Source organism: Pseudomonas sp. UBA4194, from assembly GCF_002379585.1.
In the GTDB taxonomy this organism is placed as follows: domain Bacteria; phylum Pseudomonadota; class Gammaproteobacteria; order Pseudomonadales; family Pseudomonadaceae; genus Aquipseudomonas.
This window is the reverse complement of sequence record NZ_DFUE01000079.1, coordinates 29,142-54,707: the sequence shown is the minus strand read 5'-3', so window position 1 is coordinate 54,707 and position 25,566 is coordinate 29,142. Positions and strand designations below refer to the sequence as shown.

General features: G+C 62.6%; 21 protein-coding genes. 13 read left to right on the top strand and 8 right to left on the bottom strand.

The features are described 5' to 3' along the window. The coding region (locus tag B3397_RS19360) for a mechanosensitive ion channel family protein (RefSeq protein ID WP_296253227.1) at positions 1-1,251 on the top strand (1,251 nt) is incomplete at its 5' end. Positions 1,252-1,261: 10 nt separating this feature from the next. Here the strand turns inward: B3397_RS19360 and B3397_RS19355 are convergent. Together B3397_RS19355 and B3397_RS19350 are read right to left on the bottom strand one after the other, a co-directional pair. Next, positions 1,262-2,164: a LysR family transcriptional regulator gene (locus B3397_RS19355; protein WP_296253225.1), complete on the bottom strand. Its 903-nt coding sequence runs from the start codon at positions 2,162-2,164 to the stop codon at positions 1,262-1,264. A 1,940-nt stretch (positions 2,165-4,104) separates the two neighbouring features. After that, complete coding sequence (locus B3397_RS19350) at positions 4,105-4,560, bottom strand: REP-associated tyrosine transposase (protein ID WP_296253230.1); 456 nt, start codon at positions 4,558-4,560, stop codon at positions 4,105-4,107. Between the two features lie 736 nt (positions 4,561-5,296). Here B3397_RS19350 and B3397_RS19345 point away from each other — a divergent pair. The 8 genes from B3397_RS19345 (at position 5,297) to B3397_RS19310 (ending at position 14,179) form a co-directional block, all read left to right on the top strand. Beyond that, complete coding sequence (locus B3397_RS19345; protein ID WP_414704413.1) at positions 5,297-5,626, top strand: hypothetical protein; 330 nt, start codon at positions 5,297-5,299, stop codon at positions 5,624-5,626. Between the two features lie 17 nt (positions 5,627-5,643). Beyond that, positions 5,644-6,792, top strand: a complete 1,149-nt coding sequence (locus tag B3397_RS19340) for a PQQ-dependent sugar dehydrogenase (protein ID WP_296253224.1) — start codon at positions 5,644-5,646, stop codon at positions 6,790-6,792. A gap of 107 nt (positions 6,793-6,899) precedes the next feature. Next, on the top strand, positions 6,900-7,556 hold the full coding sequence (locus tag B3397_RS19335; RefSeq protein ID WP_296253222.1) for a glycosyltransferase: 657 nt from the start codon (positions 6,900-6,902) through the stop codon (positions 7,554-7,556). A 109-nt stretch (positions 7,557-7,665) separates the two neighbouring features. Further along, positions 7,666-8,403: a glycosyltransferase family 2 protein gene (locus B3397_RS19330; RefSeq protein WP_296253220.1), complete on the top strand. Its 738-nt coding sequence runs from the start codon at positions 7,666-7,668 to the stop codon at positions 8,401-8,403. A gap of 45 nt (positions 8,404-8,448) precedes the next feature. Further along, a complete protein-coding gene (gene lexA / locus B3397_RS19325; RefSeq protein ID WP_296253218.1) occupies positions 8,449-9,063 on the top strand; it encodes a transcriptional repressor LexA in 615 nt (204 codons plus the stop codon). Next, positions 9,060-9,680, top strand: coding sequence for a translesion DNA synthesis-associated protein ImuA (gene imuA, locus B3397_RS19320; protein ID WP_296253217.1), 621 nt, complete (start codon positions 9,060-9,062; stop codon positions 9,678-9,680). The genes lexA and imuA overlap by 4 nt, the downstream gene beginning before the upstream one ends. A 6-nt stretch (positions 9,681-9,686) precedes the next feature. Then, on the top strand, positions 9,687-11,099 hold the full coding sequence (locus tag B3397_RS19315) for a Y-family DNA polymerase (protein WP_296253215.1): 1,413 nt from the start codon (positions 9,687-9,689) through the stop codon (positions 11,097-11,099). Continuing rightward, positions 11,099-14,179 carry an error-prone DNA polymerase gene (locus tag B3397_RS19310; protein WP_296253213.1) on the top strand — a complete coding sequence of 1,027 codons (3,081 nt, stop codon included), beginning with the start codon at positions 11,099-11,101 and terminating at the stop codon, positions 14,177-14,179. The genes B3397_RS19315 and B3397_RS19310 overlap by 1 nt, the downstream gene beginning before the upstream one ends. A gap of 81 nt (positions 14,180-14,260) precedes the next feature. Here the strand turns inward: B3397_RS19310 and B3397_RS19305 are convergent, their stop codons facing one another. From B3397_RS19305 to B3397_RS19295, 3 genes are all read right to left on the bottom strand, one after another. Further along, positions 14,261-15,550 carry an MFS transporter gene (locus B3397_RS19305; RefSeq protein ID WP_296253211.1) on the bottom strand — a complete coding sequence of 430 codons (1,290 nt, stop codon included), beginning with the start codon at positions 15,548-15,550 and terminating at the stop codon, positions 14,261-14,263. Positions 15,551-15,620: 70 nt separating this feature from the next. Further along, complete coding sequence (locus B3397_RS19300) at positions 15,621-16,823, bottom strand: CaiB/BaiF CoA transferase family protein (protein WP_296253209.1); 1,203 nt, start codon at positions 16,821-16,823, stop codon at positions 15,621-15,623. 1 nt (position 16,824) lies between these two features. Then, the gene (locus tag B3397_RS19295) at positions 16,825-17,622 is read right to left on the bottom strand and encodes an enoyl-CoA hydratase-related protein (protein WP_296253206.1); all 798 of its coding nucleotides are present in this window, start codon (positions 17,620-17,622) and stop codon (positions 16,825-16,827) included. Between the two features lie 166 nt (positions 17,623-17,788). Between B3397_RS19295 and B3397_RS19290 the strand changes: the two genes are divergently transcribed. After that, positions 17,789-18,466 carry a GntR family transcriptional regulator gene (locus B3397_RS19290; RefSeq protein ID WP_296253204.1) on the top strand — a complete coding sequence of 226 codons (678 nt, stop codon included), beginning with the start codon at positions 17,789-17,791 and terminating at the stop codon, positions 18,464-18,466. A 242-nt stretch (positions 18,467-18,708) separates the two neighbouring features. Then, positions 18,709-19,728 (top strand): branched-chain amino acid aminotransferase, encoded by a 1,020-nt coding sequence (locus B3397_RS19285; protein WP_296253202.1) that lies wholly within the window; start codon positions 18,709-18,711, stop codon positions 19,726-19,728. A 305-nt stretch (positions 19,729-20,033) separates the two neighbouring features. On the opposite strand, the gene B3397_RS19280 is transcribed toward B3397_RS19285, so the two are convergent. Genes B3397_RS19280 through B3397_RS19270 form a run of 3 tightly spaced genes read right to left on the bottom strand, consistent with a single transcriptional unit; the run spans position 20,034 to position 22,889 of the window. Next, on the bottom strand, positions 20,034-20,792 hold the full coding sequence (locus B3397_RS19280; protein ID WP_296253200.1) for a substrate-binding periplasmic protein: 759 nt from the start codon (positions 20,790-20,792) through the stop codon (positions 20,034-20,036). Continuing rightward, a complete protein-coding gene (locus B3397_RS19275) occupies positions 20,792-22,117 on the bottom strand; it encodes a diguanylate cyclase domain-containing protein (RefSeq protein ID WP_296253198.1) in 1,326 nt (441 codons plus the stop codon). The genes B3397_RS19280 and B3397_RS19275 overlap by 1 nt, the downstream gene beginning before the upstream one ends. A gap of 1 nt (position 22,118) precedes the next feature. Further along, positions 22,119-22,889 carry a substrate-binding periplasmic protein gene (locus B3397_RS19270; protein ID WP_296253195.1) on the bottom strand — a complete coding sequence of 257 codons (771 nt, stop codon included), beginning with the start codon at positions 22,887-22,889 and terminating at the stop codon, positions 22,119-22,121. 291 nt (positions 22,890-23,180) lie between these two features. Here B3397_RS19270 and B3397_RS19265 point away from each other — a divergent pair, with 291 nt between their 5' ends. Beyond that, the gene (locus B3397_RS19265) at positions 23,181-23,411 is read left to right on the top strand and encodes a hypothetical protein (RefSeq protein ID WP_296253194.1); all 231 of its coding nucleotides are present in this window, start codon (positions 23,181-23,183) and stop codon (positions 23,409-23,411) included. Between the two features lie 59 nt (positions 23,412-23,470). Next, positions 23,471-25,537 carry a maltose alpha-D-glucosyltransferase gene (treS, locus tag B3397_RS19260; protein WP_296253192.1) on the top strand — a complete coding sequence of 689 codons (2,067 nt, stop codon included), beginning with the start codon at positions 23,471-23,473 and terminating at the stop codon, positions 25,535-25,537. The last annotated feature ends 29 nt before the right edge of the window (positions 25,538-25,566 follow it).

Sequence of the window (25,566 nt, the reverse complement as noted above, 5' to 3'; positions counted from 1 at the left end):
GTGCGCATGCGCCGCCCGGTCGCCCATCTGATTCGCAATCGCTCCCTGCACCAGCGCACACAGCACCGGGCAGTGCAGGAATCGCTGCGGATTTTCTCAGGGGTGTGGTACCTGCCCATTCTGCTGATGATCCTGGTGTCGGCCGTGCATTTGATCGGAGCGGGTGAAGAAAGCCAGAAGGCGTTGCAGAGTGCTTTGCTGACCACCATTCTGCTGATCGGTACGGTGTTTCTCAGTACAGTCATGCAGCATCTGTTCAAACCTGCGCAGGGGGTACCTGCTCAGAAGTTGCGCCCTTATAGAGAACTGCTGCGCAATCTGGGCCATGCCTTGGCGCGGATTGCCATGGCCGTGGCGTTCATCGAGCTGCTGGGTCGCATCTGGGGCATATCGGTGCTGGAGTTCGCCGCCCGCAACAGCTTTGGGCGCGCGGTGAGTGATTCGCTGAGCAGCATCGGTTTGATTCTGCTGGTGACGTGGTTGTTGTGGGTGGTGTTGGACACCGCCATCCAGGAAGCGCTGAAACCGTCAGTGGGCAAGCGCGCTTCCCGGGAGCCCAGTACGCGGGTCAAAACCATCCTGCCGATGCTGCGGAACGCCATCAAGATCGTTCTGGTGGTGATCTGTGCAATCACCACCATGGCCAACCTGGGCATCAACGTCGCGCCGTTGCTGGCCGGTGCCGGTGTGGTAGGCCTGGCCATCGGCTTCGGTTCCCAGCAACTGGTGCAGGATGTGATTACCGGGCTGTTCATCCTGATCGAAGACACCATCGCCATTGGCGACTGGGTGGTGCTCGACTCGGGGCATGCAGGTACCGTGGAAAGCCTGACCATCCGCACGTTGCGCTTGCGTGACGGGAAGGGCTTCGTCCACTCCGTGCCGTTTGGTCAGATCAAGGCGGTCACCAATCAGTCGCGGCAGTTCGCGTATGCCTTTTTCTCGGTGCAGTTCACCTATGACAGCGACATCGATACGGCGCTGGACCTGATCAAGCAGTCTGGGCAATCCATCGTCGACGACGTGATGCTCAAGCACAACCTGCAGGGGCCGCTGCAGGTGTTCGGAGTGGATAAGATGGACCTCAATGGCATTGTGCTGACGGCTCAGTTCCGCACCGTTTCGGGTGGCCAATATGGGGTAGGCCGGGCGTTCAACGAGCGCCTGAAAAAGCTGGTGGATCGGCACGACAACGTGACCTTCGCCCAGTACTTTCCTCAGCCGTCCATGCCGGTAGCCGTGCCGGCCTGATCTCTGGGGTTCAGGCGGCGGGGCGGTCTTTCAGAGATCTGGCCACCCAGTCGCCGAACGCTGCCACCGGGCCCTGGAGGTTGCCGAGAAAGCGCGGGTAGATCAAAAACAGATCCATCACCGGCTTGAAGTCCTTGAGCGCGAGCACTTCCAGGCGGTCGCGGTGGACGCTGCGCTCCAATAGCTCGCGTGGCACCAGGCCCAAGCCCATGCCTTCGGCCACCAATCCCAGCTGCAATTCGGTGCCGAAGGTTTCCAGGTTCAGCTTCAGGCTCAGGCCCTGATCGGACAGCGTACGCTGCAAGCCTGCCCTGAAACCGCAGCCATCGGGGTTCAATACCCAGCCGCGCTCGAACACGTCTGCCAATTTGGCAGGTTTCTTGGCCCACTGCTGCCTGGCGCAGACTGCGACCAACTCCATCTTGCCGATGGAGTCGCCAATGATGTTGTCGGGGAATACCTTGCCCGCCGGGAACAACGCTGCCGCCGCATCCAGCTCGCCGCGCTCGATCTTGTTCACCAGATGACCGCCCCAGCCGGTGGAAACCTGAGCGCGCAAGCCAGGGAAGCTGTCACGCAGATGCTTGAGCGCATCGAGCAGCACCACATCACCCAAGGTTTGCGGCACACCGAGGCGCAGAGCACCGCTGGGCGGGGTATCGCGGGCGACCAGCTCGCGCAGTGCATCCATTTCCCGCAGGATAAGCCGGCACTGCTCATACACCTGAGAGCCCATCAGGGTAGGCTTGAGCGGCTTGGTATTGCGATCGAAAAGCTCGACCCCCAGCGCCTGCTCGAAATTCTGCACCCGCCGCGTGATCGCCGGCTGGGTCAGTTGCAAAGCATGGGCAGCCTGGCTGATGGACTGGCAACGGATCACCGCAACGAACGCATCGATGTCATCAATTTTCATTCGGGGTACACATGGTAGGTAGGCTTGGAAATGTGTTCCCAGCATATTCGGATCAGGCCTTAGTGACCAGTATGGGATGGGCATGAAAGGGTGCGTGTTTGGAATATGGAGTTTCTGGTCCTCAGGCGAATCGAGTTCGGCCCGGTTCTGATGCCGCCTGGGCCTCTTTGTGGGAGCAGGTCGCCGCAGGATCTGGAATGTGCATTGGTCCCCATCGCGGGCAGAGCCCGCTCCCACAGGGGATTTGTGGTGCGGCCTGAATCGCGTCGCCGCCGCGAATCTCCTGTGGGAGCGGGTTCTACCCGCGATGGCGGCGGCATGCTCGCCGCAGGATCTGGAATATGCAGCGCCCGAGAGGTCCCCCATCGCGGGCAGAGCCCGCTCCCACAAGGATTTGTGACGCAGCCTGGATCGCGTCGCCGCCCCGGATCTTCTGTGGGAGCGGGTTCTACCCGCGATGACGGCGGCGTGTTCGCCGCAGGATCTGGAATATGCGGCGCCCGAGAGGTCCCCATCGCGGGCAGAGCCCGCTCCCACAGGGGATTTGTGGTGCGGCCTGAATCGCGTCGCCGCCGCGGATCTCTTGTGGGAGCGGGTTCTACCCGCGATGGCGGCAGCATGCTCACCGCAGAATCAGGCATGTGCATTGGCAGAAAGGGCCCCATCGCGGGCAGAGCCCGCTCCCACAGGGATTTGTGGTGTGGCCTGGATCGTGTCGCCGCCGCGGATCTCCTGTGGGAGCGGGTTCTACCCGCGATGGCGGCAGCATGCTCGCCGCAGGATCTGGAATATGCAGCGCCCGAAAGGTCCCTATCGCGGGCAGAGCCCGCTCCCACAAAGATTTAGGGTGCGGCCTGAATCGCGCCGCCCCCGCGGATCTATTGTGGGAGCGGGTTCTACCCGCGATGGGGGCGGTCAGGTCGCCGCAGGATTTGGGATGTGAATTGGCAGAGAGGTCCCCATCGCGGGCAGAGCCCGCTCCCACAGGGATTTGTGGCGCGGCCTGAATCGCGTCGCCGCCGCGGATCTCCTGTGGGAGCGGGTTCTACCCGCGATGGCGGCAGCATGCTCACCGCAGAATCTGGAATATGCAGTGCCCGAAAGGTCCCCATCGCGGGCAGAGCCCGCTCCCACAGGGATCTGTGGTGCGGCCTGAATCGGGTGCCCCCGCGGATCTCCTGTGGGAGCGGGTTCTACCCGCGATGGCGGCAGCATGCTCACCGCAGAATCTGGAATATGCAGTGCCCGAAAGGTCCCCATCGCGGGCAGAGCCCGCTCCCACAGGGATCTGTGGTGCGGCCTGAATCGCGTCGCCGCCGCGGATCTCCTGTGGGAGCGGGTTCTACCCGCGATGGGGGCGGTCAGGTCGCCGCAGGATCTGGGATGTGCATTGGCAGAAAGGGCCCCATCGCGGGCAGAGCCCGCTCACACAGGGAATTCGGGTGGGGCCTGGATCGTGTCGGCGCTGTAGACCTCTTGTGGGAGCGGGTTCTACCCGCGATGGCGGCGGCATGCTCGCCGCAGAATCCGGCATGTGCAGCGCCCGAAAGGTCCCCATCGCGGGCAGAGCCCGCTCCCACAGGGGATTTGTGGTGCGGCCTGAATCGCGTTGCCGCCGCGGATCTGCTGTGGGAGCGGGTTCTACCCGCGATGGCGGCGGCATGCTCGCCGCAGGATCTGGAATATGCAGCGCCCGAGAGGTCCCCCATCGCGGGCAGAGCCCGCTCCCACAGGGATTTGTGGTGTGGCCTCAATCGCGTCGCCGCCGCGGATCTCCTGTGGGAGCGGGTTCTACCCGCGATGACGGCAGCATGCTCGCCGCAGAATCCGGCATGTGCAGTGCCCGAAAGGTCCCCATCGCGGGCAGAGCCCGCTCCCACAGAGGGTTGTGGTGCGGCCTGAATCGCATCGCGGTGTGGGTCTCTTTGTAGGGCCAGCTATCAGAGCCATATGGCGTCCCACAGGGGATAGTTGCGCAGGCTGGTGACGAGTTCGGCGCGGAGGGGATTGGCCAGAATGTATCGAGCGGCTGCCTTCAGATCTTCGTCCCGCCGTAACGCTCGATCGTGAAAGCCGGGCTGCCAGAGCGGACCGCTTCGCTGCGCCTTGCGGTTGATGGCCTTGGTTGAGCGCGATTTGACTGTTCTCATCACATCGGCCAACTCGGTGTCGTGGAGCTCTACCAGCCAATGGAAATGCTCTGGCATTACAACCAGGGCCAGCGAGGTGACCCCGCCCGTTTGGTGCACATTGCGCATTTCCGTGACCACACATCTTCCCAAATGCCAATCTGTGAAGATCGGCTCGCGATTGAGCACCACGCTGGTGAGTAGATAAATGCGGCCATTTTCGGAATATCGGCCCGTGCGTAGATTTTTGGAGGATGGAGTTGGCATTCCTTGCCCTTGGAAAAATGGCCAATGTATAGGCTTGCCTGCGCTCATGCTGGGTGAGATAGGGTCGAGATATGTCATGTACAGCGGGTGGAATTGACCGTTCGGCATGCGGTGTTTGTGCGGGCCCCATCGCGGGCAGAGCCCGCTCCTACAGGGGATTTGGGGTGTGGCTTGGATCGTGTCGGCGCTGTGGATCTCTGTGGGAGCGGGTTCTACCCGCGATGGGGGCGGGCAGGTCGCCGCAGGATCTGGGATGTGGATTGGCAGAGAGGGCCCCATCGCGGGCAGAGCCCGCTCCCACCGGGATTTGGGGTGGGGCCTGGATCGCGTCGCCGCTGTGGATCTGTTGTGGGAGCGGGTTCTACCTGCGATGGGGGCGGTCAGGTCGCCGCAGGATCTGCGATGTGTATTGGCAGAGTGGGCCCCATCGCGGGCAGAGCCCGCTCCCACAGGGGTTTGGGGTGTGGCTTGGATTGTGTCGCCGCTGTAGATCTATTGTGGGAGCGGGTTCTACCCGCGATGGGGCGGTCAGATCGCTGAAGGATTTGGGATGGGCATTGGCAGAGAGGGCCCCATCGCGGGCAGAGCCCGCTTCCACAGGGGATTTGTGAGGGTGGCGAGGGCACTTGGCAGCGGTGCACTGTTACAAAAGGAATCATGTCTAGCGCTGGCATATAGCTATTGAGCGAACCCATTGAGACTAAGGTTATCCAACCTGAGAATTCAGCACAGATGGATGGGTGGGGCAGTGATCAAAATTCAGTGGTTGGCAATCCTTCTTTCAGGCTGTCTGACGGCGGGCGGAGCCGTGGCCGAAGAGGGAAGGCCGGTGCCTATGATAGCGGCCAGCGATACGTCCAACCCGTATAACAGCCCCATACGCCGGATCAACCCTAACAGTCGCCAGGGAACCACTGCTCCCAATCCGCAAATTCGCAGCACGACGCCGCGGGTGGACAATCCTCGGCCGCCCACCCTGGAGAATCGCGGCATCGGCAATGGCGAAAACCTGCGTCGGGCGCCCAGCGAGAACCGCCAGCCGCGTAACCCAACGACTACTCCGTGAGCAAAAGGAAAAGCTTTATGCAGCGTAAAACCCTGTTGGCGTCATTGTGCGCCGCTGTCTTGATGCAAGCCCCGGTGCAAACCTTCGCCGCCAATGCCCAGACTTACAAAAGTGAACTGGGGCAGATCACCGTCACTACCGTGGCCGACGGCCTCAAACAGCCGTGGGGGCTGGCCTTTCTGCCTGACAACAAAGGCATGCTGGTGACCGAGAAGCCCGGCGACCTGCGTTTGGTGAGTGCTCAGGGCAAGGTGTCGTCGCCGATCAGCGGAGTGCCCAAGGTCTGGGCCAAGAACCAGGGCGGCTTGCTGGATGTGGTGCTGTCGCCGGACTTCAAGGCAGATCGCCTGGTCTACCTGTCCTATTCCGAAGAGGGCCCTGATGGCAACGGCGGTACCGCGGTAGGTCGCGGACGCCTGTCCGAGGATCTGACGCAGCTGGAAAATTTCGAAACCATTTTTCGTCAAGAACCCAAGCTTTCGGTGGGCAACCACTTCGGTTCGCGACTGGTGTTCGACCGCGATGGCTACCTGTTCATCGCACTGGGCGAAAACAACCAACGCCCCACGGCCCAGGACCTGGACAAACTGCAAGGCAAGATCGTACGTATCTTTCCTGACGGCAAAATCCCTAAGGACAACCCTTTCGTAGGTCAGAAGGGCGTGCGCCCGGAGATCTGGTCCTACGGGCACCGTAATCAGCAAGGGGCGGCCTTGAATCCCTGGACGGGCACCTTGTGGACCCACGAGCACGGCCCCCGCGGCGGCGATGAGCTGAACATCATCGAGCGCGGTGCCAATTACGGCTGGCCGCTCTACACCCACGGCATCAACTACAACGGCCTGCCCATCCCCGAAGCCAAGGGCAAGACCGGCACGGGCATTACCGGGCCTTACCACGTGTGGGAAAAGTCGCCCGGTATCAGCGGTATGGCTTTCTACGACAGCGACAAGTTCAAAGCCTGGGACCATAGCCTGTTCATCGGCGCACTGGTGTCCGAAGACGTGATCCGCCTGCAGTTCGACGGCGACAAGGTAGTGCATGAGGAACGTCTGCTGGCTGATCGCAAGGAGCGTATCCGCGACGTGCGCCAGGGGCCTGATGGCTACCTCTACGTGCTGACCGATGACGCCGACGGCGAATTGCTGAAAGTAGGCCTCGAGTAGCCCACAGGTATTTCATCGGTGCAGTGAAACCTCTGCAGGATGCGGACGGTCGATTAGTGGTCATGTGCCATCAAGGCCTAGACCGTCCACGTTTTCAGAGGTTTTGCATGATCGGTATTGTCATCCCCGTCCACAATGAAGAAGCCTGCCTGGAGCGCTGCCTGCGCTCGGTCATGCAGGCCGCCGAGCACGGTGTGCTGTGCACCGAGCGTGTGCGCATCGTTGTGGTGCTGGACGCCTGTACCGATGGTTCACGCCAGATCGCCCAGCGCTACCCGGTGACCATCGTTTCGGTCAACGCCCGCAACGTCGGCATCGCCCGCGCTGCCGGCGCCGAGCATCTGGTGCAAGCGGGTGCGCGCTGGATCGCCTGCACCGACGCCGATAGCTGGGTGCCAGCCGATTGGCTGGTTGCACAGCTGGCCTACGATGTAGACGCCGTATGTGGCGTGGTCGACGTGGAGGGCTGGGATGAGCACAGCGTCGACGTACGCACGCGTTATCTGGCGGGCTACAACGACGCCGAAGATCACCCCCATATCCATGGCGCCAATCTGGGCATTGCCACCCAGGCATACGTCCGCGCCGGTGGCTTTCCGGCGTTGGCGGCTCATGAGGACGTGCATCTGGTGCGACGGCTTGAAGAGTTGGGCGGACGCATTGCCTGGAGCGGATCGGTGAGGGTCAAGACCAGCGCCCGACTCGATTGCCGCGCCCAGCAGGGCATGGGTCAACATCTGCGCAGCCTCGCCAATGGCGTCTGAGCCGCTGCATGTCATCACGCTGGTACATGGCCGTGAGCGCCAGCTCGACAACCTGATACGGGGCCTGGAGCGGGGGAGCAGAGCGCCTGATGCGCTGTGGGTGGTGTGCATGAACCAGCCCGCCCGTCACCTGTCCAGCCCGCGTTTCCCCATTCATTGTCTGCAAGTACAGGGCGATGAGCCAGGTCTGCCCCTGGCCCGTGCCCGCAACGCCGTGCGCAACTGCAACGCAGGGCGCTGGGTATTTCTGGATGTCGACTGCATTCCCGGCGAAGGGCTTGTCGAGCAGTACGCTGAGGGTTTTGCAAGGCATGGCGATGCCGTGCAGGTGGGGGAGGTGCGGTACCTGCCCGACAGCGCCAATCTTGCGACCTGGACTCAGATGTCGCTGTTGCGTGAAGCCGTGGTACACCCGCTCAGTCAGTATCGGGGCGAGCCGGGCTCGACCTTGCCCCATCATCTGTTCTGGTCGTTGAATTTCGCCTGTACCCGGCAGGTATTCGAAACCATCGGCGGCTTCGACGAGGGCTATGCCGGTTACGGGGCGGAAGACACGGATTTTGCGTTCGCCGCCCGTGCCAAGGGCATCGACATGCGCGTGTCTTCAGCGCTGGCCTTCCATCAATACCATCCCACGTGGCGCCCGCCGCTCAACCATTTTCAGGCCATCCTAGCCAATGCTCGGCGCTTTCACCAACGCTGGCAAGTGTGGCCCATGGAGGGCTGGCTCAGTGAATTCGCCGAGCGCGGCTTGCTGGAGTGGTCTACGGACGCCTTGGTGGCGCTGCGCGAGCCGCGAGTCGATGAGATCGATGCCTGTTTCGACGAGACGCGCAGCGGTTTCTGAACCCCGATAAGAGGTGCTTCCCAATGGCGCTCTGAAAGAGTACAAATGTACTCCATGAGCACATTGACCCCTCGCCGTACCGCCATCCTGACCTTCATCCGCGACCGCATCTCGGAACAGGGCCAGCCACCCAGCCTCGCCGAAATCAGCGAGGCGTTCGGTTTTGCCTCGCGCAGCGTAGCGCGCAAGCACATCGTCGCCCTGGCCGAAGCAGGCTTCATCGAAGTGCGCGCCAACCAAGCTCGGGGTATCCGCCTGCTCGAACCCCATGCAGCGCGGCAGATGCTCGAACTTCCGCTGCTGGGCAAGGTGGCTGCCGGCGTGCCCATCGATCCCGGCGCTGCGGTGGCTGAACACCTGATGTTCGACCCGCGGATGTTCACCCTCACCCCGGACTTCCTGCTACAGGTAGCCGGAGACTCGATGATCGACGACGGCATCCTCGATGGCGATCTGGTGGGTGTCAAACAGCAGTCCGAAGCCCTGAGCGGGCAGATCGTGGTAGCGCGCCTGGATGGTGAAGTCACCATCAAACGGCTGGAGTTGAGTACCAGGGGATTGCGCCTGTTACCGCGCAACCCGGCCTATGCCCCCATCGAAGTGGCGGATGACCGCGACTTTTCCATCGAAGGCATCTTCTGTGGGTTGCTGCGGCGATGATGGGGGCCGTAGTCAGCCTGGACGGCCTGCTCGACCAGCGGCGAATCTGGCGTGGGCGTCAGCAGGCACCTCCGCTCGGCGTGCAGCCCACCGGCCACGCTCTGCTGGATGCAGCCCTGCCCAGTGGTGGCTGGCCCCCGGCAGCGTTGAGCGAAATCCTCCTGGCGAACGACGGCAGTGGTGAATTGCAGTTGCTGTGGCCGTCCCTGGCACGCCTGACTCAGGCGGGCGAGCGGGTGGTCCTGGTGGGAGCGCCGTTCATTCCCTATCCGCAGGCATGGCTGGCCGCCGGCGTCGACATGGCGCGCCTGGCGGTTGTGCAGGCACAGGGCAGCGAGGGTTTGTGGGCCGCGGAGCAGTGCCTGCGCTCCGGCAGTTGTGGTGCCGTGTTGTGCTGGCCGCAAGGGGCCGATGATCGTGCGCTGCGGCGTTTGCAGGTCGCCGCGGAAACAGGTGAAACCCTGGGCTTTGCCCTGCGCCCCTTGCAGGCGGCGGTGAACCCTTCACCGGCGGCGCTGCGCCTGACACTGGAAGGCAATCCGCCCCAGTTGCGCGTGCTCAAGTGTCGGGGCGGGCTGGCACCCACCGCCCCGGTCGCCCTTGGTTCATGGAGCTGAGCGGCCATGCTCTGGGCCTGCATTCTGTTGCCGCAGCTGGCGCTCGATGGTGTGATGCGCCAGCGCGACGACGCTGCGCAACCCCTGGCCCTGGTCAGCGGTCCGACCCAGCGTCGGGTGCTACAGGCCGTCAATCCGGCCGCCAGGGCGTTGGGATTGCGACCCGGACAGTCGCTGACGGCTGCCGGATTGCTGAGCAAGGATTTTGCCACCGCTGAATACGAGCCTGAGCAGATCGAACACTGGCAACAATTCCTGGCCGCCTGGGCCTACCGCTTCAGCTCACAGGTCAGCCTGCATTATCCCCGGGTGCTGCTGCTGGAAGTGCAGTCGACCCTGGGCCTTTTCGGTCCGTGGCCGGCGTTCGAGGCCCGCCTGCGTGCCGAGCTCACCGAATTGGGTTTCAGCCATCGGATCACCCTGGCACCCAATCCAGTGGCCGCAAGAATGCTCGCCAATGCCTACGATGGCCTGGCGGTCGACGATGAGGCGGCACTGCTCGGCACCTTGCGCCGGCTGCCGATCGATCGCCTTGGCTTACCCGAAGAAAACGCCATTGCCCTCAAGCGCATGGGCCTACGCCAGCTTGGACAGGTGCTGGGTCTGCCGCGTGCGCAGTTGGCGCGGCGGTTTCCGGCAACGGTGCTCAACCATCTTGATGCTTTGCTGGGCCAACGTCGGCTGGCATTGGAGTTCTTCAATCCTCCGGATTTCTTCGATCAACGCATTGAACTGAATTTTGATGTGGAATCCCATCAGGCCCTGCTGTTCCCGCTGCGCCGTCTGATCAGCGACCTGGCAGCGTATCTGGCCGGTCGTGATGCCGGGGTTCAGCGTTTCACTTTGCATCTGCAACATGCCGTGGGCGAAGACACCCTGGTCAAGGTGGGCTTGCTGGGCGCCGAGCGGGATGCGGGCATGCTGTTCGAGTTGGCCCGTGGCCGCTTCGAACAGTTGCAGGTACCCCGGCCGGTGCAGGTGGTGCGGCTGGTGGCCGAGGACCTGCCCACGTTCGTGCCCAGCCGTCAGGAACTTTTCGACCAGCGCCCGCAACAAAGTCAGCCCTGGGAACAGCTGCGCGAGCGGCTGCGGGCTCGCCTCGGCGATGAGGCACTACAGGAAGTGCGAGCCCATGCAGACCACCGGCCGGAGTGCGCCTGGCGTCTGGATCGCCCTCTCAAGGGCGGCTTGCTGGACCTCGCCCCACGACGCCCAGGCTGGCTCTTGCCGGCGCCGCAACCGCTGGTCGAATCAGGGCTGCGCATCCTCGCCGGCCCTGAGCGTATCGAATCTGGCTGGTGGGACGGTGGGGACGTACGCCGGGATTACTATCGGGTGCAAACCGCCGCTGGCCGTCAGGCCTGGGCGTATCAAACGGTAGGTGAGGGCAGCGAGCTGGTGCTGCAAGGCTGGTTCTGATGAGCGTGGAGTACGCCGAACTGCATTGCTTGTCCAATTTCAGCTTCCAGCGGGGTGCGTCCAGCGCCAAGGAGCTGTTCGCCCGTGCTGCTGCCCATGGTTACCAGGCTTTGGCGATCACCGATGAATGCACCATGGCCGGTATCGTCCGTGCGTGGCAAGCCGCCCAGGAAACCGGGTTGGCGCTGATCGTCGGCAGTGAGATGCAGATCCATCAAGGGCCCAAACTGGTGTTGCTGGCGCAGAACCTGGCGGGCTATCAGGCATTGTGCCGGTTGATCACCCTGGCTCGACGCCGCGCACCAAAGGGTCGGTATCAGCTGCTGCGCGAAGACCTCGACGCTATCGACCGCCAGGGTCTGTTGGCGCTTTGGGTGCCCCGTGAGCCGTTCGATCTGGCCCATGGTCACTGGCTCAAGGGGCGCTTTTCCGGGCGCCTGTGGGTCAGTGTTCAGCTGCACCGTGGCCCCGACGACCAGCGGCGGCTGCAAGCCTTGCAGGGGTTGGCGGCGCAACTGGGCCTGCCGGCGGTCGCCAGCGGTGATGTGCACATGCACGCCCGGGGTCGTCGCGCGTTGCAGGATACCCTCACCGCTATCCGCCACCACGTGCCGGTGGCCGAGGCCGGGCATTTTCTGTTTGCCAATGGCGAGCGACATCTACGGCCGGTGGCGCAGCTGGCCGAGTTGTATCCAGAGGCCTTGCTGGCCGAGTCGGTAGCGATTGCCCGGCGCTGTCAATTCGACCTCGGCCAACTGCAATACCACTACCCCCATGAACTGGTGCCCGCCGAACACACTGCCGGCAGCTGGTTGCGCGAGCTGACTGCGCGCGGTGCCTTGTGGCGGTGGGGCACCGACATGACGGCTGAGCTGCAGGCGCTGCTGGACCGCGAGCTGCAGTTGATTATCGAACTGGGTTATGAGAGCTACTTTCTGACGGTGCACGACATCGTGCGCTTCGCCCGCGAGCGCCATATTCTGTGTCAAGGCCGCGGGTCGGCTGCCAATTCGGTGGTGTGCTTTGCTTTGGGCATCACCGAGTTGGACCCGCGCAAGACCAACATGCTGTTCGAGCGCTTCATCTCCAAGGAACGCAACGAACCGCCGGATATCGACGTGGACTTCGAGCACGAACGCCGCGAAGAAGTCCTGCAGTATGTATTCAAGCGCTACGGCCGCGAGCGCGCGGCGCTCACCGCAGTCGCCAGCAGCTACCGGGGTGCCGGCGCCGTGCGCGACGTGGCTCGGGCCCTGAGTCTGCCGCCCGACCAGATCAATGCCCTGGCCAACTGTTTTGGCCGCTGGAGCGACCATCTGCCACCCGTGGAGCGGCTGGTGGAGGCGGGGTTCGAGCCCGACAGCCCCGTGCTCAAGCGGGTCATGGCCTTGACGGCCGAGCTCATCGGGTTTCCCCGGCACCTGTCGCAGCACCCCGGCGGCTTCGTGATTTCCGAGCATCCTCTCGATACCCTGGTGCCGGTGGAAAACGCCGCCATGGCCGAGCGTACGGTGATCCAGTGGGACAAGGATGACCTCGATGCGGTGGGCTTGCTCAAGGTGGATATCCTGGCGCTGGGCATGCTCAGCGCGATTCGGCGCTGCTTCGATCTGGTACGTGGCTATCGAGGCCGCGACCTCACCTTGGCGACCATTCCCCAGGAGTGCGCCACCACCTACGCCATGATCAGCCGCGCCGATACCATTGGTGTATTCCAGATCGAGTCACGTGCGCAGATGGCCATGCTGCCTAGGCTCAAGCCTCGGACCTTCTACGACCTGGTGATCGAGGTGGCGATCGTGCGACCAGGGCCGATCGTGGGCGACATGGTGCACCCGTACCTGAGACGCCGAAACGGCGAAGAGCCGGTGAGTTATCCTTCCGAGGCCTTGAAAAAAGTCTTTGAGCGCACGTTGGGCGTCCCCTTGTTCCAGGAGCAGGTAATGGAGCTGGCCATCGTCGCCGCGGGTTACACCCCAGGCGAAGCTGACCAGTTGCGCCGCTCCATGGCCGCCTGGAAACGCCATGGCGGACTGGAGCCTCATCAGATTCGCCTGACCGAGGGCATGCTCAAGAATGGCTACACCCTGGAGTTTGCCCAGAAGATCTTCGAGCAGATCAAAGGTTTTGGCAGCTACGGTTTTCCCGAATCCCATGCCGCCAGTTTCGCCTTGCTGACCTATGCCAGTTGCTGGCTCAAGTGTCACGAGCCCGTCGCCTTTGCCTGCGCCTTGATCAACAGTTGGCCCATGGGTTTCTACAGCCCGGACCAGATCCTTCAGGATGCCAGGCGTCATCATCTGAGCATCCTGCCAGTGGATGTGCAGTTCAGTGATTGGGATTGCAGCCTTGAAGACAGCGGCGAACGCCAGCCGGCATTGCGCTTGGGGTTGCGGATGATCAAGGGGCTGCATGAAGACGCAGGCCGTAGCCTGCAGCAGGCACGTCGAGCGGGTGCGTTCCTGGATGTGAACGACATGGCGCGGCGCGCCGGGCTGGACAATCGTGCACTGGAGCAGTTGGCGGACGCGAATGCCTTGCACGGCCTGGCCGGCAACCGGCACCGAGCCCGTTGGGATGTGGCGAGTGTGGAGCAACAGTTGCCGTTGTTTGCGACGTTGCCCAGTCAGCGCGAAGCCGCGATCAGCCTGCCCACGCCCAGTGTCGGCGAGGACATGTACGCCGATTATGCCAGTCTCGGCACCACCTTGGGTCCCCATCCCCTAGCCATGCTGCGGACACGGTTACGAGACATGCGCTGGCGCAGTTCTCAGGATCTGGAAGGGGTGGAGCATGGGCGGCCGGTAATCGTCGCCGGTCTGGTCACAGGCAGGCAGCGGCCCTCGACCGCCACCGGCGTGACCTTCGTTACGCTGGAAGATGAATTCGGCATGATCAACGTGGTGGTCTGGCGGGATTTGGCGGAACGGCAGCGGCGTGTCCTGGTGGGGTCGCAGATGATGCAGGTCAAGGGCCGCTTCGAGCACAAGGATGGGGTCCGCCATGTGATTGCCGGGTACATGGCGGATGTGAGTGAGATGTTGCATGGGCTGGATGTGAAGAGTCGGGATTTTCGCTGATCCTGCGGCTGCTATCGCGGGCAGAGCCCGCTCCCAGGTTTTACGGGTGCAGCCAGCCGGGAAAGGTCGCGTCCTGAATTCTCATACCGCCGGTTTCAACGCCATCTCTGGCTGCAACTCCGGTCCCGCCACGAAGGCATTCTGCGGCTTCATGGTAAAGGTCAGCAGCATGCCGCAGGCCAGCACACCAATGGATACCATGAACGGCAGGCTCCAGTCCCCGGTGCGGTCGATCAGGTAACCGGCCAGCAAGGGGCTGATGATGGTGGCGGTGGCCGCCGTGCCGTTCATGATCCCGCTCGCGGTACCGGCGCGGTCATGGGCAATGTCCATGGGTACGGCCCACATGGGCCCCACGGTCATTTCATTGAAGAACAGCGCCAGGGCCAGGAACACCAACGAGTACATGGGCTCGTTGAACAACAGGACCGGGATCAACGACAACCCGGTCAAGCCCATGCAGACTGCCACCAGCCAGGTCCTGGCCAGTTTCAGGTTACCGGTGCGGTGCAGAATCCTGTCGCTCAACCAGCCCCCGAGCAGATCGCCCACCACCCCGGCAAAGAACACCCCAGAGGTGAACAACACGGCTTCCTTGATGTTGAGCTTGTAGTTGTGCATGAAGTACATCGGGATCCAGCTCAGCATCAGCCAGAGAATCCAGTTGTAGCAAAAGTACACGCTGGACACCGGGATCATGCGCTTGAACAGCCGGCGATAGGTGCCGGGTGCATCTTTGCGGCGCACCTTGGGCGGCGGCAGATTGGCAATTTCCTCGGCCGTGATGCGCGGATGGTCCGCCGGTTTCTCGGTGTAGGTCACCCACCACAGCACAATCCAGCCAAAGCTGATGCCTCCCAGCAGGTAAAAGGCAAAGCGCCAATCGTAGGCGGTCATCAGGCCCATGACCATGATCGGCGCCATGGCATTGCCCAGCCGGGCCGCCGAGTGCGTGATGCCCTGGGCAAAGCCACGCTTGTCCTTGGACACCCAGGCCGCCATGGCACTGGTGGCCGCCGGGAACGTTGCCCCTTCGCCCAGGCCCAGCAGCATGCGTGCCGCCACCAGGCTGAGGAAGCCGCCCGCCAGGCCGGTCAGCACCGTGGCCCCCGCCCAGATGAACGCACACACGATCAGGGTGCGCTTGGCACCGAAGCGATCACTGACCCAGCCGCCAATGAACTGAAAGATCATGTAGGGGTAGGCAAAGGCCGAGAAGATGAAGCCCAACTGGGTATTGCTCAGCCCCAGTTCGGTGCTGAAATGCGCGGCGGCGGTACTGACGTTGACGCGGTCGACGTAGGTGATGAAGTACATCAGGCACAACAGCACCATGACGGTGGTGGTGGCCTTGAGCTTGAACCTGTTCATTGTTCGCTACCTTCTTGTTGTTGTCGTAGATAACGCTGTAGGTGGGCCTGCAGCAGGCCCGGTAGGTGGCTCAGCCGGTCTTGGCCAGGATGGCGCCTTCGTGCCTCAGTTCGTCGATGCGCTGGGCATCGAAGCCATGCTCCCGAAGAATCTCGACGGTGTGCTCGCCGTGCAGAGGCGCGGGGCTGTGAACATGGCGGGGGGTTTGCGAGAAACGGATCGGCAGGGCGATGCTGCGCGCCGAGCCGGTCACGGGGTGATGGGTTTCAACGATCATCTCCCGCTCGAGGATCTGTGGGTGCTCCACAGCCTGGGAAATGTCCAGTACCGCACCCACCGGCAGGCCGACCGCGTCGAGTCGCTCGACCCAATTGTCGGTGCTGTCCTGTATCAGCCGTGCGGTGATCAGGGCTACCAGGTCCTCACGGTGCTTCATGCGCTGCGGGTTGGTGGCGAAGCGTGGGTCGTTGGCAATCTCCGGCGCGTCCAGCACCTGCAACAAGCGTTCGTAATTACCCTGATTGGCGGCACCGATGTTGATCCAGCCGTCGCGGGTACGGAACGCCTGGTATGGGGTGCTGGTGGAGTTGGCCGAGCCCATCTTGGGCAGGATTACGCCTTCGGCGAAGTAGTTGGCGGCAGGCCAGTACATTTGCTGGAAACCGGCTTCCAGCAGCGAGGTGTCGACGATTTGCCCTTGTCCAGTCTGCAACTTGTGGGCGTAGGCGGCGGCGATGCCCAGCGCGGCGAGGATGCCGGCGTTGATGTCGGCGATGGGCGAACCGGCCTTGATCGGGTCCTGCCCCAGTTCACCGGTGTTGCTCATCATCCCGGACAGCCCCTGGGCAATCAGGTCGAAGCCACCTTTGTCGGCGAAGGGCCCGGTGCGGCCGTAGCCTGACACCGAGCAGTAGATCAAGCCGGGGTTGAGCGCCTTGAGCTCTTCATAGCCCAGGCCGAGCTTTTCCATGGTGCCCTTGCGATAGTTTTCGGTGACCACGTCGGCGTCGGCCAACAGCCGGCGCAGCACTTCCTTGCCGCCCTCGGTCTTGAGGTTGAGAGCGATGTCGCGCTTGTTTCGATTAAGCATCATGAAGGAGGCGGACTCACCGTGCGCCAGGATAGGGGCGAAACGTCGGCAATCGTCGCCGCCGTCCATTTTCTCGACCTTGATCACCTCGGCACCCATGTCGGCCAGCATCATCCCGCAGACCGGGCCGGACATGATGTGCGACAGCTCGATGACTTTCATTCCTGCCAATGGACCGGCCATATCAGTGTCCTCCAAATACGGGTTTGCGTTTGGCAAGGAAGGCTTGGTAGCCGATCTGAAAGTCCTCGGTGCCGAAGCAGGCGAAGGCTTCTTCGTACTCCTGGGCGCTGAGCGGGGCCGGGTTCTCCAGACGGCGCACAAAACGTTTGTGCCAGCGGGCGATGAGCGGCGCTCCGGCCGCGATGCGTTCCGCGCTTTGCAGTGCACTGGCTTCAACCTGGTCGTCGGCCACTACGCGGCTGACCAGGCCTTTTTCGAACGCTTCCTGGGCACCGAATACGCGACCTTCGAGCAGGATCTGCAGGGTGACGTCGGGGCCTGCGATACGCATCAGTCCGCCCATTTCGGCATGGGCCATGGCCAGGCCCAGCTTGTTCACCGGGACGCCGAAGCGGCTGGACTCGCCACAGATGCGGATGTCGCACAGCGAAGCGATGCCCAGCCCGCCGCCGACACAGATGCCATGGATCATGGCCACCAGAGGATGGCGGCAGCCGTCGATGGCAGCCAGCGCGTCGTGCATGACGCGACCATAGGTGCGGGCCTGATCGACGTTGCTGCGGCTGGTTTCGAATTCCGAGATGTCATTGCCGGGCGCGAACGCCTGGGTGCCTGCACCGCGCAGGATGATGCAGCGCACGCTGTCGTCGGCATCCAGTTGGCGCAGGGTGTCAGCCAGGGACTGCCAACTCTGCAAGGTGGTGGCGTTGAGTTTGTCGGGGCGGTTGAGGATCACCGTAGCGATTGCGCCGCTGCGTTCCAGCAGCACCACATCGTTGGGTTGCGTGAGGCTGTTCATGTCGACACCTTTCTTGTAATTGGTTTTGTGATCGGTCTTTTTTGGGATGCCAATATATGAAATTGGTATCCCAAATATAGGGGGTGTTGATTCCTTGGCAAGTTTTTTATGACGCCGTTTGTCAGCCCGGTTAAGCTTCGGGATACCAAAAACCGAGAGCTAGCCCATGCCTGAGAGCAAGCCGCAGATCAACGAGACCGCCTACCTGGCGCTGCGCGAGAAAATCATCAGCGGCGAGCTGGCGCCGGGGGCGCCGTTGTCCGAGCGCGCCATCTGTGAGGAACTGGAGGTGTCGCGCACGCCGCTGCGTGAGGCGATCAAGATGCTGGCCCGGGAAGGTCTGGTGGAAATCTCGGCAACACGCCGCGCCCGAGTAGCCAGCCTGTCGCTGGATGAGGCGGCCAATATGCTGACCCTGCTGGCCGCACTGGAGGGTTTGTCTGGCGAGCAGGCGTGCCAGAAAATCTCCGCCAAGGACATTGCGTATCTGGAGACCCTGCAAGCCGCCATGCGGGTATCCCATGAACAGGGTGACCTGGCCGCGTATTTCGACCTCAACCAGAGAATCCATCTGGAAATCCTGCGCATTGCCGACAACAAGGTGCTGGCCGAGATGTTCGGCAATCTCAATGCACGCCTGCGCCATGTGCGTCGGCGTCTGAATCCGACCCCTGGACGCTGGCTGCAGGCGGTGACCGAACATGAACAGATACTGGTGTACCTGAAAAAAGGCGAGGGCAAGAAGTTGCGCGCGCTGATGGAGGACCACCTGCGCAACAAGACCGATGTGTTGCTGGCAACCATGCTGGAGCACGGCATCGTCAGCGTGCAGCGAGCAGGGTAGGGGCGTGGCGACTGGCCCTTTCGCGGCTGTACGCCGCTCCTACAGGGGTGGGCTGGGGGCGGGTGCGTTGACGAGCATGGGCCTACCGCGCACGGACCTGTAGGAGCGGCGTGAAGCCGCGAAGACGCCCGAAAGCCCACCACAAGGCCCAAGAGGTGCGGCTGCTCAGCAAATACAGTATTGTTGTGTCCATTCGTAAAGGCCTGCGCAATTCAGGCGATCGCTAAAGGGTAGAGGGTGTCATGGGTCACGAAAGCATCAATTGGGACAAACTGGGTTTCGACTACATCAAGACCGACCTGCGCTACCTGTCGCACTGGCGTGACGGGGAATGGGATCAGGGCACCCTGACCGAAGACAACGTGCTGCACATCAGCGAAGGCTCCACCGCCCTTCACTATGGCCAGCAGTGCTTCGAAGGCCTCAAGGCCTACCGCTGCAAGGACGGCTCGATCAATCTGTTCCGCCCAGACCAGAACGCCCTGCGCATGCAGCGCAGCTGTGGTCGCCTGTTGATGCCACAAGTGCCTACCGACGTGTTCATCGAGGCCTGCCGCAAGGTCGTTGCCGCCAACGAACGCTTCATTCCGCCCTATGGCTCCGGTGGCGCCCTGTACCTGCGTCCCTTCGTGATCGGCGTCGGTGACAACATTGGCGTGCGCACCGCGCCCGAGTTCATCTTCTCGATCTTCTGCATCCCGGTCGGCCCTTACTTCAAGGGCGGCATGAAGCCGCACAACTTCGTGATTTCCGGTTACGACCGTGCCGCACCCAACGGTACCGGCGCGGCCAAGGTGGGTGGCAACTATGCCGCCAGCCTGATGCCAGGTGCCAATGCCAAGAAGGCCAACTTCGCCGACTGCATCTACCTGGACCCGCAAACCCACACCAAGATCGAGGAAGTCGGTTCGGCCAACTTCTTTGCCATTACCCAGAACGACGAATTCGTGACCCCGAAATCGCCTTCGGTATTGCCCGGCATTACCCGTCTGTCGCTGATCGAACTGGCGCAATCGCGCCTGGGCCTGAAAGTGATCGAAGGCGATGTCCTGATCGATCAACTCGACCAGTTCAAGGAAGCCGGCGCCTGCGGTACGGCTGCGGTGATCACGCCGATCGGCGGCATCGAATACAAAGACAAGCTGCACGTGTTCTACAGCGAGCAGGAAGTGGGCCCGTTCACCCAACGGCTCTACAACGAACTGACCGGGATTCAGGCGGGTACCGTCGAAGCGCCTGAGGGGTGGATCGTCAAGGTTTGATGCGGGGTTGGTGTAGGGCAGGGGGGACGGCGGTGGATGGTCCCCTCACCCCAGCCCTCTCCCTGAGGGAGAGGGGGCTAAGAGCGGACTGCGGTGGCCGATACACCAGTGTACGGCTCCCTTTCCCTTGGGGAGAGGGGGCTGAAAGCGGACTGCGGTGGCCGATACACCAGCGTACGGCTTCCTCTCCCTCAGGGAGAGGGGGCTGAAAGCGGACTGAGGTGGCCGACACACCAGCGTACGGCTCCCTCTCCCTCAGGGAGAGGGCTGGGGTGAGGGGACCATTCACCCCCGATCCCACCCTGTCACCTGTCCTCGTCCAACAACCGCTGCACCGTTCCATTGGCCTTGAGCCGCTCGAACGCCGCCACCATTCGCTGCACCATCTCATCGGAGGTGGTGTTGCTGAATGCCACATACAGGCTGTAGCCCTGATCACCCAACGAATACACCGCCTCCAGATCACTGAACGCGATGTGCGCTGCCTGGGCCTGAAGCCGTGCATCCCTTTCGGGCATGGGCACCAGTTGCACCTGACGGTTCAACAGTTTGCGGAAGTTCTCCGCATTGGTCGCCGATACCACCATCCGAGTAAACCCCATCGCCTGCAAGGCCTGTTGGCGCATATCGTCGCGAACCACGCCAACGCTGTAACCGCGCGCGTCTTCCACGCGTTTGACGACGATATCGGTGCGTTCGCGCAGCTTGTAGAACTGTGGATCGACCCGGGTGATCTGTCCCACCCACTTGAACAGCGACTCACGCTCGGCCGTGCGCACGATGGGATAGATCAACACGTCCGCGTTCATCCGCGCCCGGTCATAGGCTCGGGCCCAGGGGTACAGCGACATTTCGTAATCGGTGAGCCCGGCCTCGCGCAGCGTTGCTTCGACAATGGTACTGGCCACGCCCGTCACCTTGCCGTCGCGCACATAGCTGTAGGCGCCGTCTTCGGTGACCACTTCGATGGTCTGGGCGCCGGCACCGCCGGCGATCAGGCATGACAGCAGGGCCAGGCATACCGCAGGGCGCATGAACATCGAGGTCTTCTCCGCTAGTTTCATCAGCTCATCACCCGATCCCGGCCTTCCCGTTTGGCGCGGTACAACGCCTGGTCGGCACGTTGCAGCAACACGTCGAAGCGATCCATGGCACCGGGGTCCAATTGCGCCACACCGATGCTCAGCGTCACCCAGGGTGATACCGACGAGCCGCCATGAGGCAGTTGCTGCGCGGCCAGCGCTGTGCGCAGGCGCTCGGCCGCCCGGTGCGCATGGGGGGCGTCGGCACCAGGCAGCAACACCGCGAACTCTTCGCCGCCCAGCCGCGCCACCAGTTCGCCCGAACGGCTGAACAGGCTGCGCAGGGTTTCAGCCACCCGTTGCAGGCACTGATCACCCACGGCATGACCGTGCAAATCGTTGTAGTGCTTGAAATGATCGACATCGCACATCAACACCGACAGCGGCTGGACGTGACGCAGCGCGCGATGAAATTCGATCTCCTTGAGTTCATCGAAATGACGACGGTTGGCAAGGCCGGTCAACGGATCATGTCGCGACAGCAGCTCCAGGCGCTGGTTGGCGGCCTGCAGTTCGGCGGTACGGGCCTGCACCAGTTCGGCCAGGTGATCGCGGCTGGCTGCCAGCGCCTGTTCGTCTTCATGTTGACGCTTCAGGTAGCGAGCCAGATTGTCCTGAAGCTCATTGACCCCGGCTTCCAGCAAGTGCAGTTCATCGTTGCGCGACACTCGGCGTGCGAGCTTCAGGCGCTCGCCCAGATTGCTCGGCGTCAGGCGGCCCAGGTGCAGGGCAATCTGCCTCACGTGCAAGGTCACCGTACGATTGAACATGGCCATCACCAAACCGGCCAAGGCCAACGACTGGATCACCTGAGTGATGAAAATGCTGGCGACTTCCTTCCACAGACGCTGCCACAGCAGCCCTTCATCGCCTTCGATGGTCAACTCGCCCACCGACTCGCTGGCGCCGGGGTAGGGCTCGACCTTCAGCTCGCGTTCGAGCCAGGGCGCGACCCGGTCGGCCGAATGGCCGTCGCGAACACGTTCGAGCACTTCGGCTGGGCGGCCCTCACGGTTGATCCGCAGCGCCACCCTGCCCACGGGTGCGGCTTGGGCAACCGCTTCCACCTGAGCATTGATGGTATCGCGGTCCAGTTCCCAAACCGCCTTGGACAGCGATCCCTGGAACACCTGATCGATCAGCGTCAGTTCCGAGTTCATGGTGCTGAGGTTGTTGTGCCAGGCAAACCAGGTGCGCACGCCCACGGTGGCCAGGGTGAACAACAGGCAAAACGCCAGGGTCGCCCAGACCAGCCGACGGCCCAGCGAGCTGGTCGGGCGAGGATCGAAGGCCACCGAGGGTTGCATGTTATTGCCACTTCCGGGCGATAGAAGCGTAGGTGCCGTTTTCACGGATGGCCTTGAGGCCGGCGCGGAATTTTTCCACCGTGGCGTCAGGCGTACCGCGACTGAACGCCATGCTCAGGCCCTGGTTGCCACCCAGGTCGGGCAGGCTCAGGGAGCGCACCAAAACTTGCGCCGGATCTTCCCCGGTCTGGCGCACCAGGTAAAAGGCGTTGAGCTCGTTGGAAATCCACAGGTCGACATGGCCCTGCTGGAGTTTCTCGTAGTTGAACTCGTATTTGTTGCTGGACTGAAGATTGCGCCCGACCACGAAGCCACGGTTGGCCAGGTATTGCTCACCGACGTCCTCCTTGACGGTAGCAATCTGATAAGCGCGGGCCTGCTCCAGGTCAGTCAAGCGGACCGGCTTGCTGGCGAGCGAGTACAGGTACCACTGCGTAGGCGCGATATCACCTACCCACTTGAACAGGGTGTCCCGCTCCGGGGTATGGGTGATGGAGTAGATCAACACGTTGTCCGAATGCAGGGCCATGTCATAGGCACGGGCCCAGGGCATGGACTGAATAGACGGCTTGAGGCCCAGCTCCTTGAAAACGGCTTCGACGATCTCGGTGCTCATACCGGTGAGCTTGTCGTTGACCGTCATGTTGAACGGCGGCAGTTCCTCGGTGACCACCCGGATCTCGTCGTTGCCGCGGGCAATAGCCGTCCAGCCGGCCAGGCAGGCCAGAAGCACGGGAATCAAGGGCAGACGGGGCAACGACAGCAAGGCCATGGGGGCTATACCTGTGGCAGGTTCAAGACCTGTATCGGCTGGGCGGGTGAATGCTTGAGTGCTGGGTCGGGGCCGGGGGATTTGTGGAGGATGGTCCCCTCACCCCAGCCCTCTCCCAGAGGGAGAGGGAGCCGTACGCGGTGTGCTTCTAGCTCCCTCTCCCCCAGGGAGAGGGCTGGGGTGAGGGGACCATTCCCCACAAATCCAAAACCTGTCCACGCCCAACGGAACACCGAGCTGACCTAAGAGTCAACTTATGGCTTCCCATAACAACACACACAAGGAATCCCCATGCCGACCCTACATCCCCACACCATCGACTACCGCTTCAACAACGAGCCCCGAACCCACGTCCTCGAGCTGCCCGAAACCGCCCTGACCCCAAAGGTCGCCGCGTTCCATCTGCTTCAACTGCACTTCGGCGATGCCGAGAACAGCCTGCTGATGCCAGCCGCCGATGCCGATGCCGAGGATGTCCTGCACCAGGCCGAACTCATGGGCATCACCCATATCCGTACCTGATGCAACGATAGCCGCCCGTCGTACTCATAAGGAAGGACACTTTCAGAGGGCAGGTTACGATGACTACGCCGGACAAGGACTACATCCAGTGGCTGGTTGACCAGTCCATGCTCAACGCCGCAAAACAGCGCGCCAAGCTGTACGCCGGTCAGGCACGGCTCTGGCAGCGGCCCTACGCCCAGGCGCGGCCACGGGACGCTTCGGCGATCGCTTCGGTGTGGTTTACCGCCTACCCGGCGTCCATCGTCACCCGCGAGGGTGGCTCGGTACTGCAGGCCTTGGGCGACGAAACGCTGTGGCACGCGCTGTCGGAGATCGGTATTCAGGGTATCCATAACGGGCCGCTGAAGCTCTCCGGCGGCTTGCGCGGACGTCAGCGCACGCCCAGTGTGGATGGCAACTTCGACCGCATGAGCTTCGATATCGACCCGGAGTTGGGCACCGAAGCCGACATGATCCAGCTCAGCCGCATGGCCGCCGCACACAACGCGGTGGTAATCGACGACGCGATTCCCTCACACACCGGCAAAGGCGCGGACTTTCGCCTCGCCGAGATGGCTTACGCCGACTACCCCGGGCTCTACCACATGGTGGAGATCAAGGAAGACGACTGGCCACTGTTGCCAGAAGTACCCGCCGGACGGGACGCAGTCAATCTGCCACCGGAAACCTGCGACCTGCTCAAGGAAAAGCATTACATCGTCGGCCAGTTGCAGCGGGTGATCTTCTTCGAGCCAGGGGTGAAGGAAACCGACTGGAGCGCCACGCCGGTGGTGGTGGGGGTGGATGGCAAACCGCGGCGCTGGGTCTACCTGCACTATTTCAAGGAGGGCCAGCCATCACTGAACTGGCTCGACCCGACCTTTGCCGCCCAGCAGATGATCATCGGCGATGCCCTGCATTCGATCGACGTCATGGGCGCGCGCATCCTGCGCCTGGACGCCAACGGCTTCCTGGGCGTGGAGCGACGGGCCGAGGGCCCGGCCTGGTCGGAGAGTCACCCGCTTTCAGTCAACGGTAACCAATTACTGGGCGGCGCCATTCGCAAGGCCGGCGGCTTCAGTTTCCAGGAGCTGAACCTGACCATCGACGACATTGCTTCGATGTCCCACGGCGGCGCGGACCTGTCCTACGACTTCATCACGCGACCGGCCTACCAGCACGCATTGCTGCTGGGCAATACCGAGTTCCTGCGCTTGATGCTGCGCCAGGTACATGCCTTTGGCATTGACCCGGCATCGCTGATCCATGCCTTGCAGAACCATGACGAGCTGACCCTCGAGCTCGTGCATTTCTGGACGCTGCATGCCCATGACACCTACCTGTATCAGGGCCAGACGTTCCCCGGCAATATCCTGCGCGAGCACATTCGCGAGGAGATGTACGAGCGTCTGGCCGGCGAACATGCACCCTACAACCTCAAGTTCGTGACCAATGGTGTCGCCTGCACCACGGCCAGCATCATCACGGCAGCTTTGGGCATCCGCGATCTGGACCAGATCACCGATGCCGACATCAAACAGATCCAGCACATCCACTCGCTGCTGGTGATGTACAACGCCATGCAGCCGGGCGTGTTCGCCCTGTCCGGCTGGGATCTGGTCGGCGCTTTGACGCTGCCCGCCGAGCAAGTCGCCCATTTGATGGCCGATGGCGATACGCGCTGGATTCACCGCGGTGCATATGACCTGGTGGGTCTGGACCCGACGGCGGAACTGTCAGCAGGCAACATGCCGCGGCCCAAGACCTTGTACGGCAGCCTGGTGGACCAGTTGCAGCGGCCTGATTCATTTGCCTCGCAGCTGAAGAAGATCCTCGCGGTACGCCGCGCCTACGATATCGCCGCGAGCAAACAGATCCTGATTCCGGACGTAGAGCATCCTGGGTTGCTGCTGATGGTGCACGAGCTGCCAGCCGGCAAGGGCACCCAGATCACCGCGCTGAATTTCAGCAACGAGCCCATCGTGGAAACACTGCACCTGCCGGGAATTGCCGCAGGCCCCGTGGTGGATATCATCAATGAGCGGGTGGAAGGGGATTTGACCGAGGAAGGGGAGTTCACCATCACCCTGGATCCGTACGAAGGGCTGGCGCTGCGGGTGGTGAGTGCTTCGCCGCCTATTTAAGGTTGGATATCGGTGGTGGATGGTCCCCT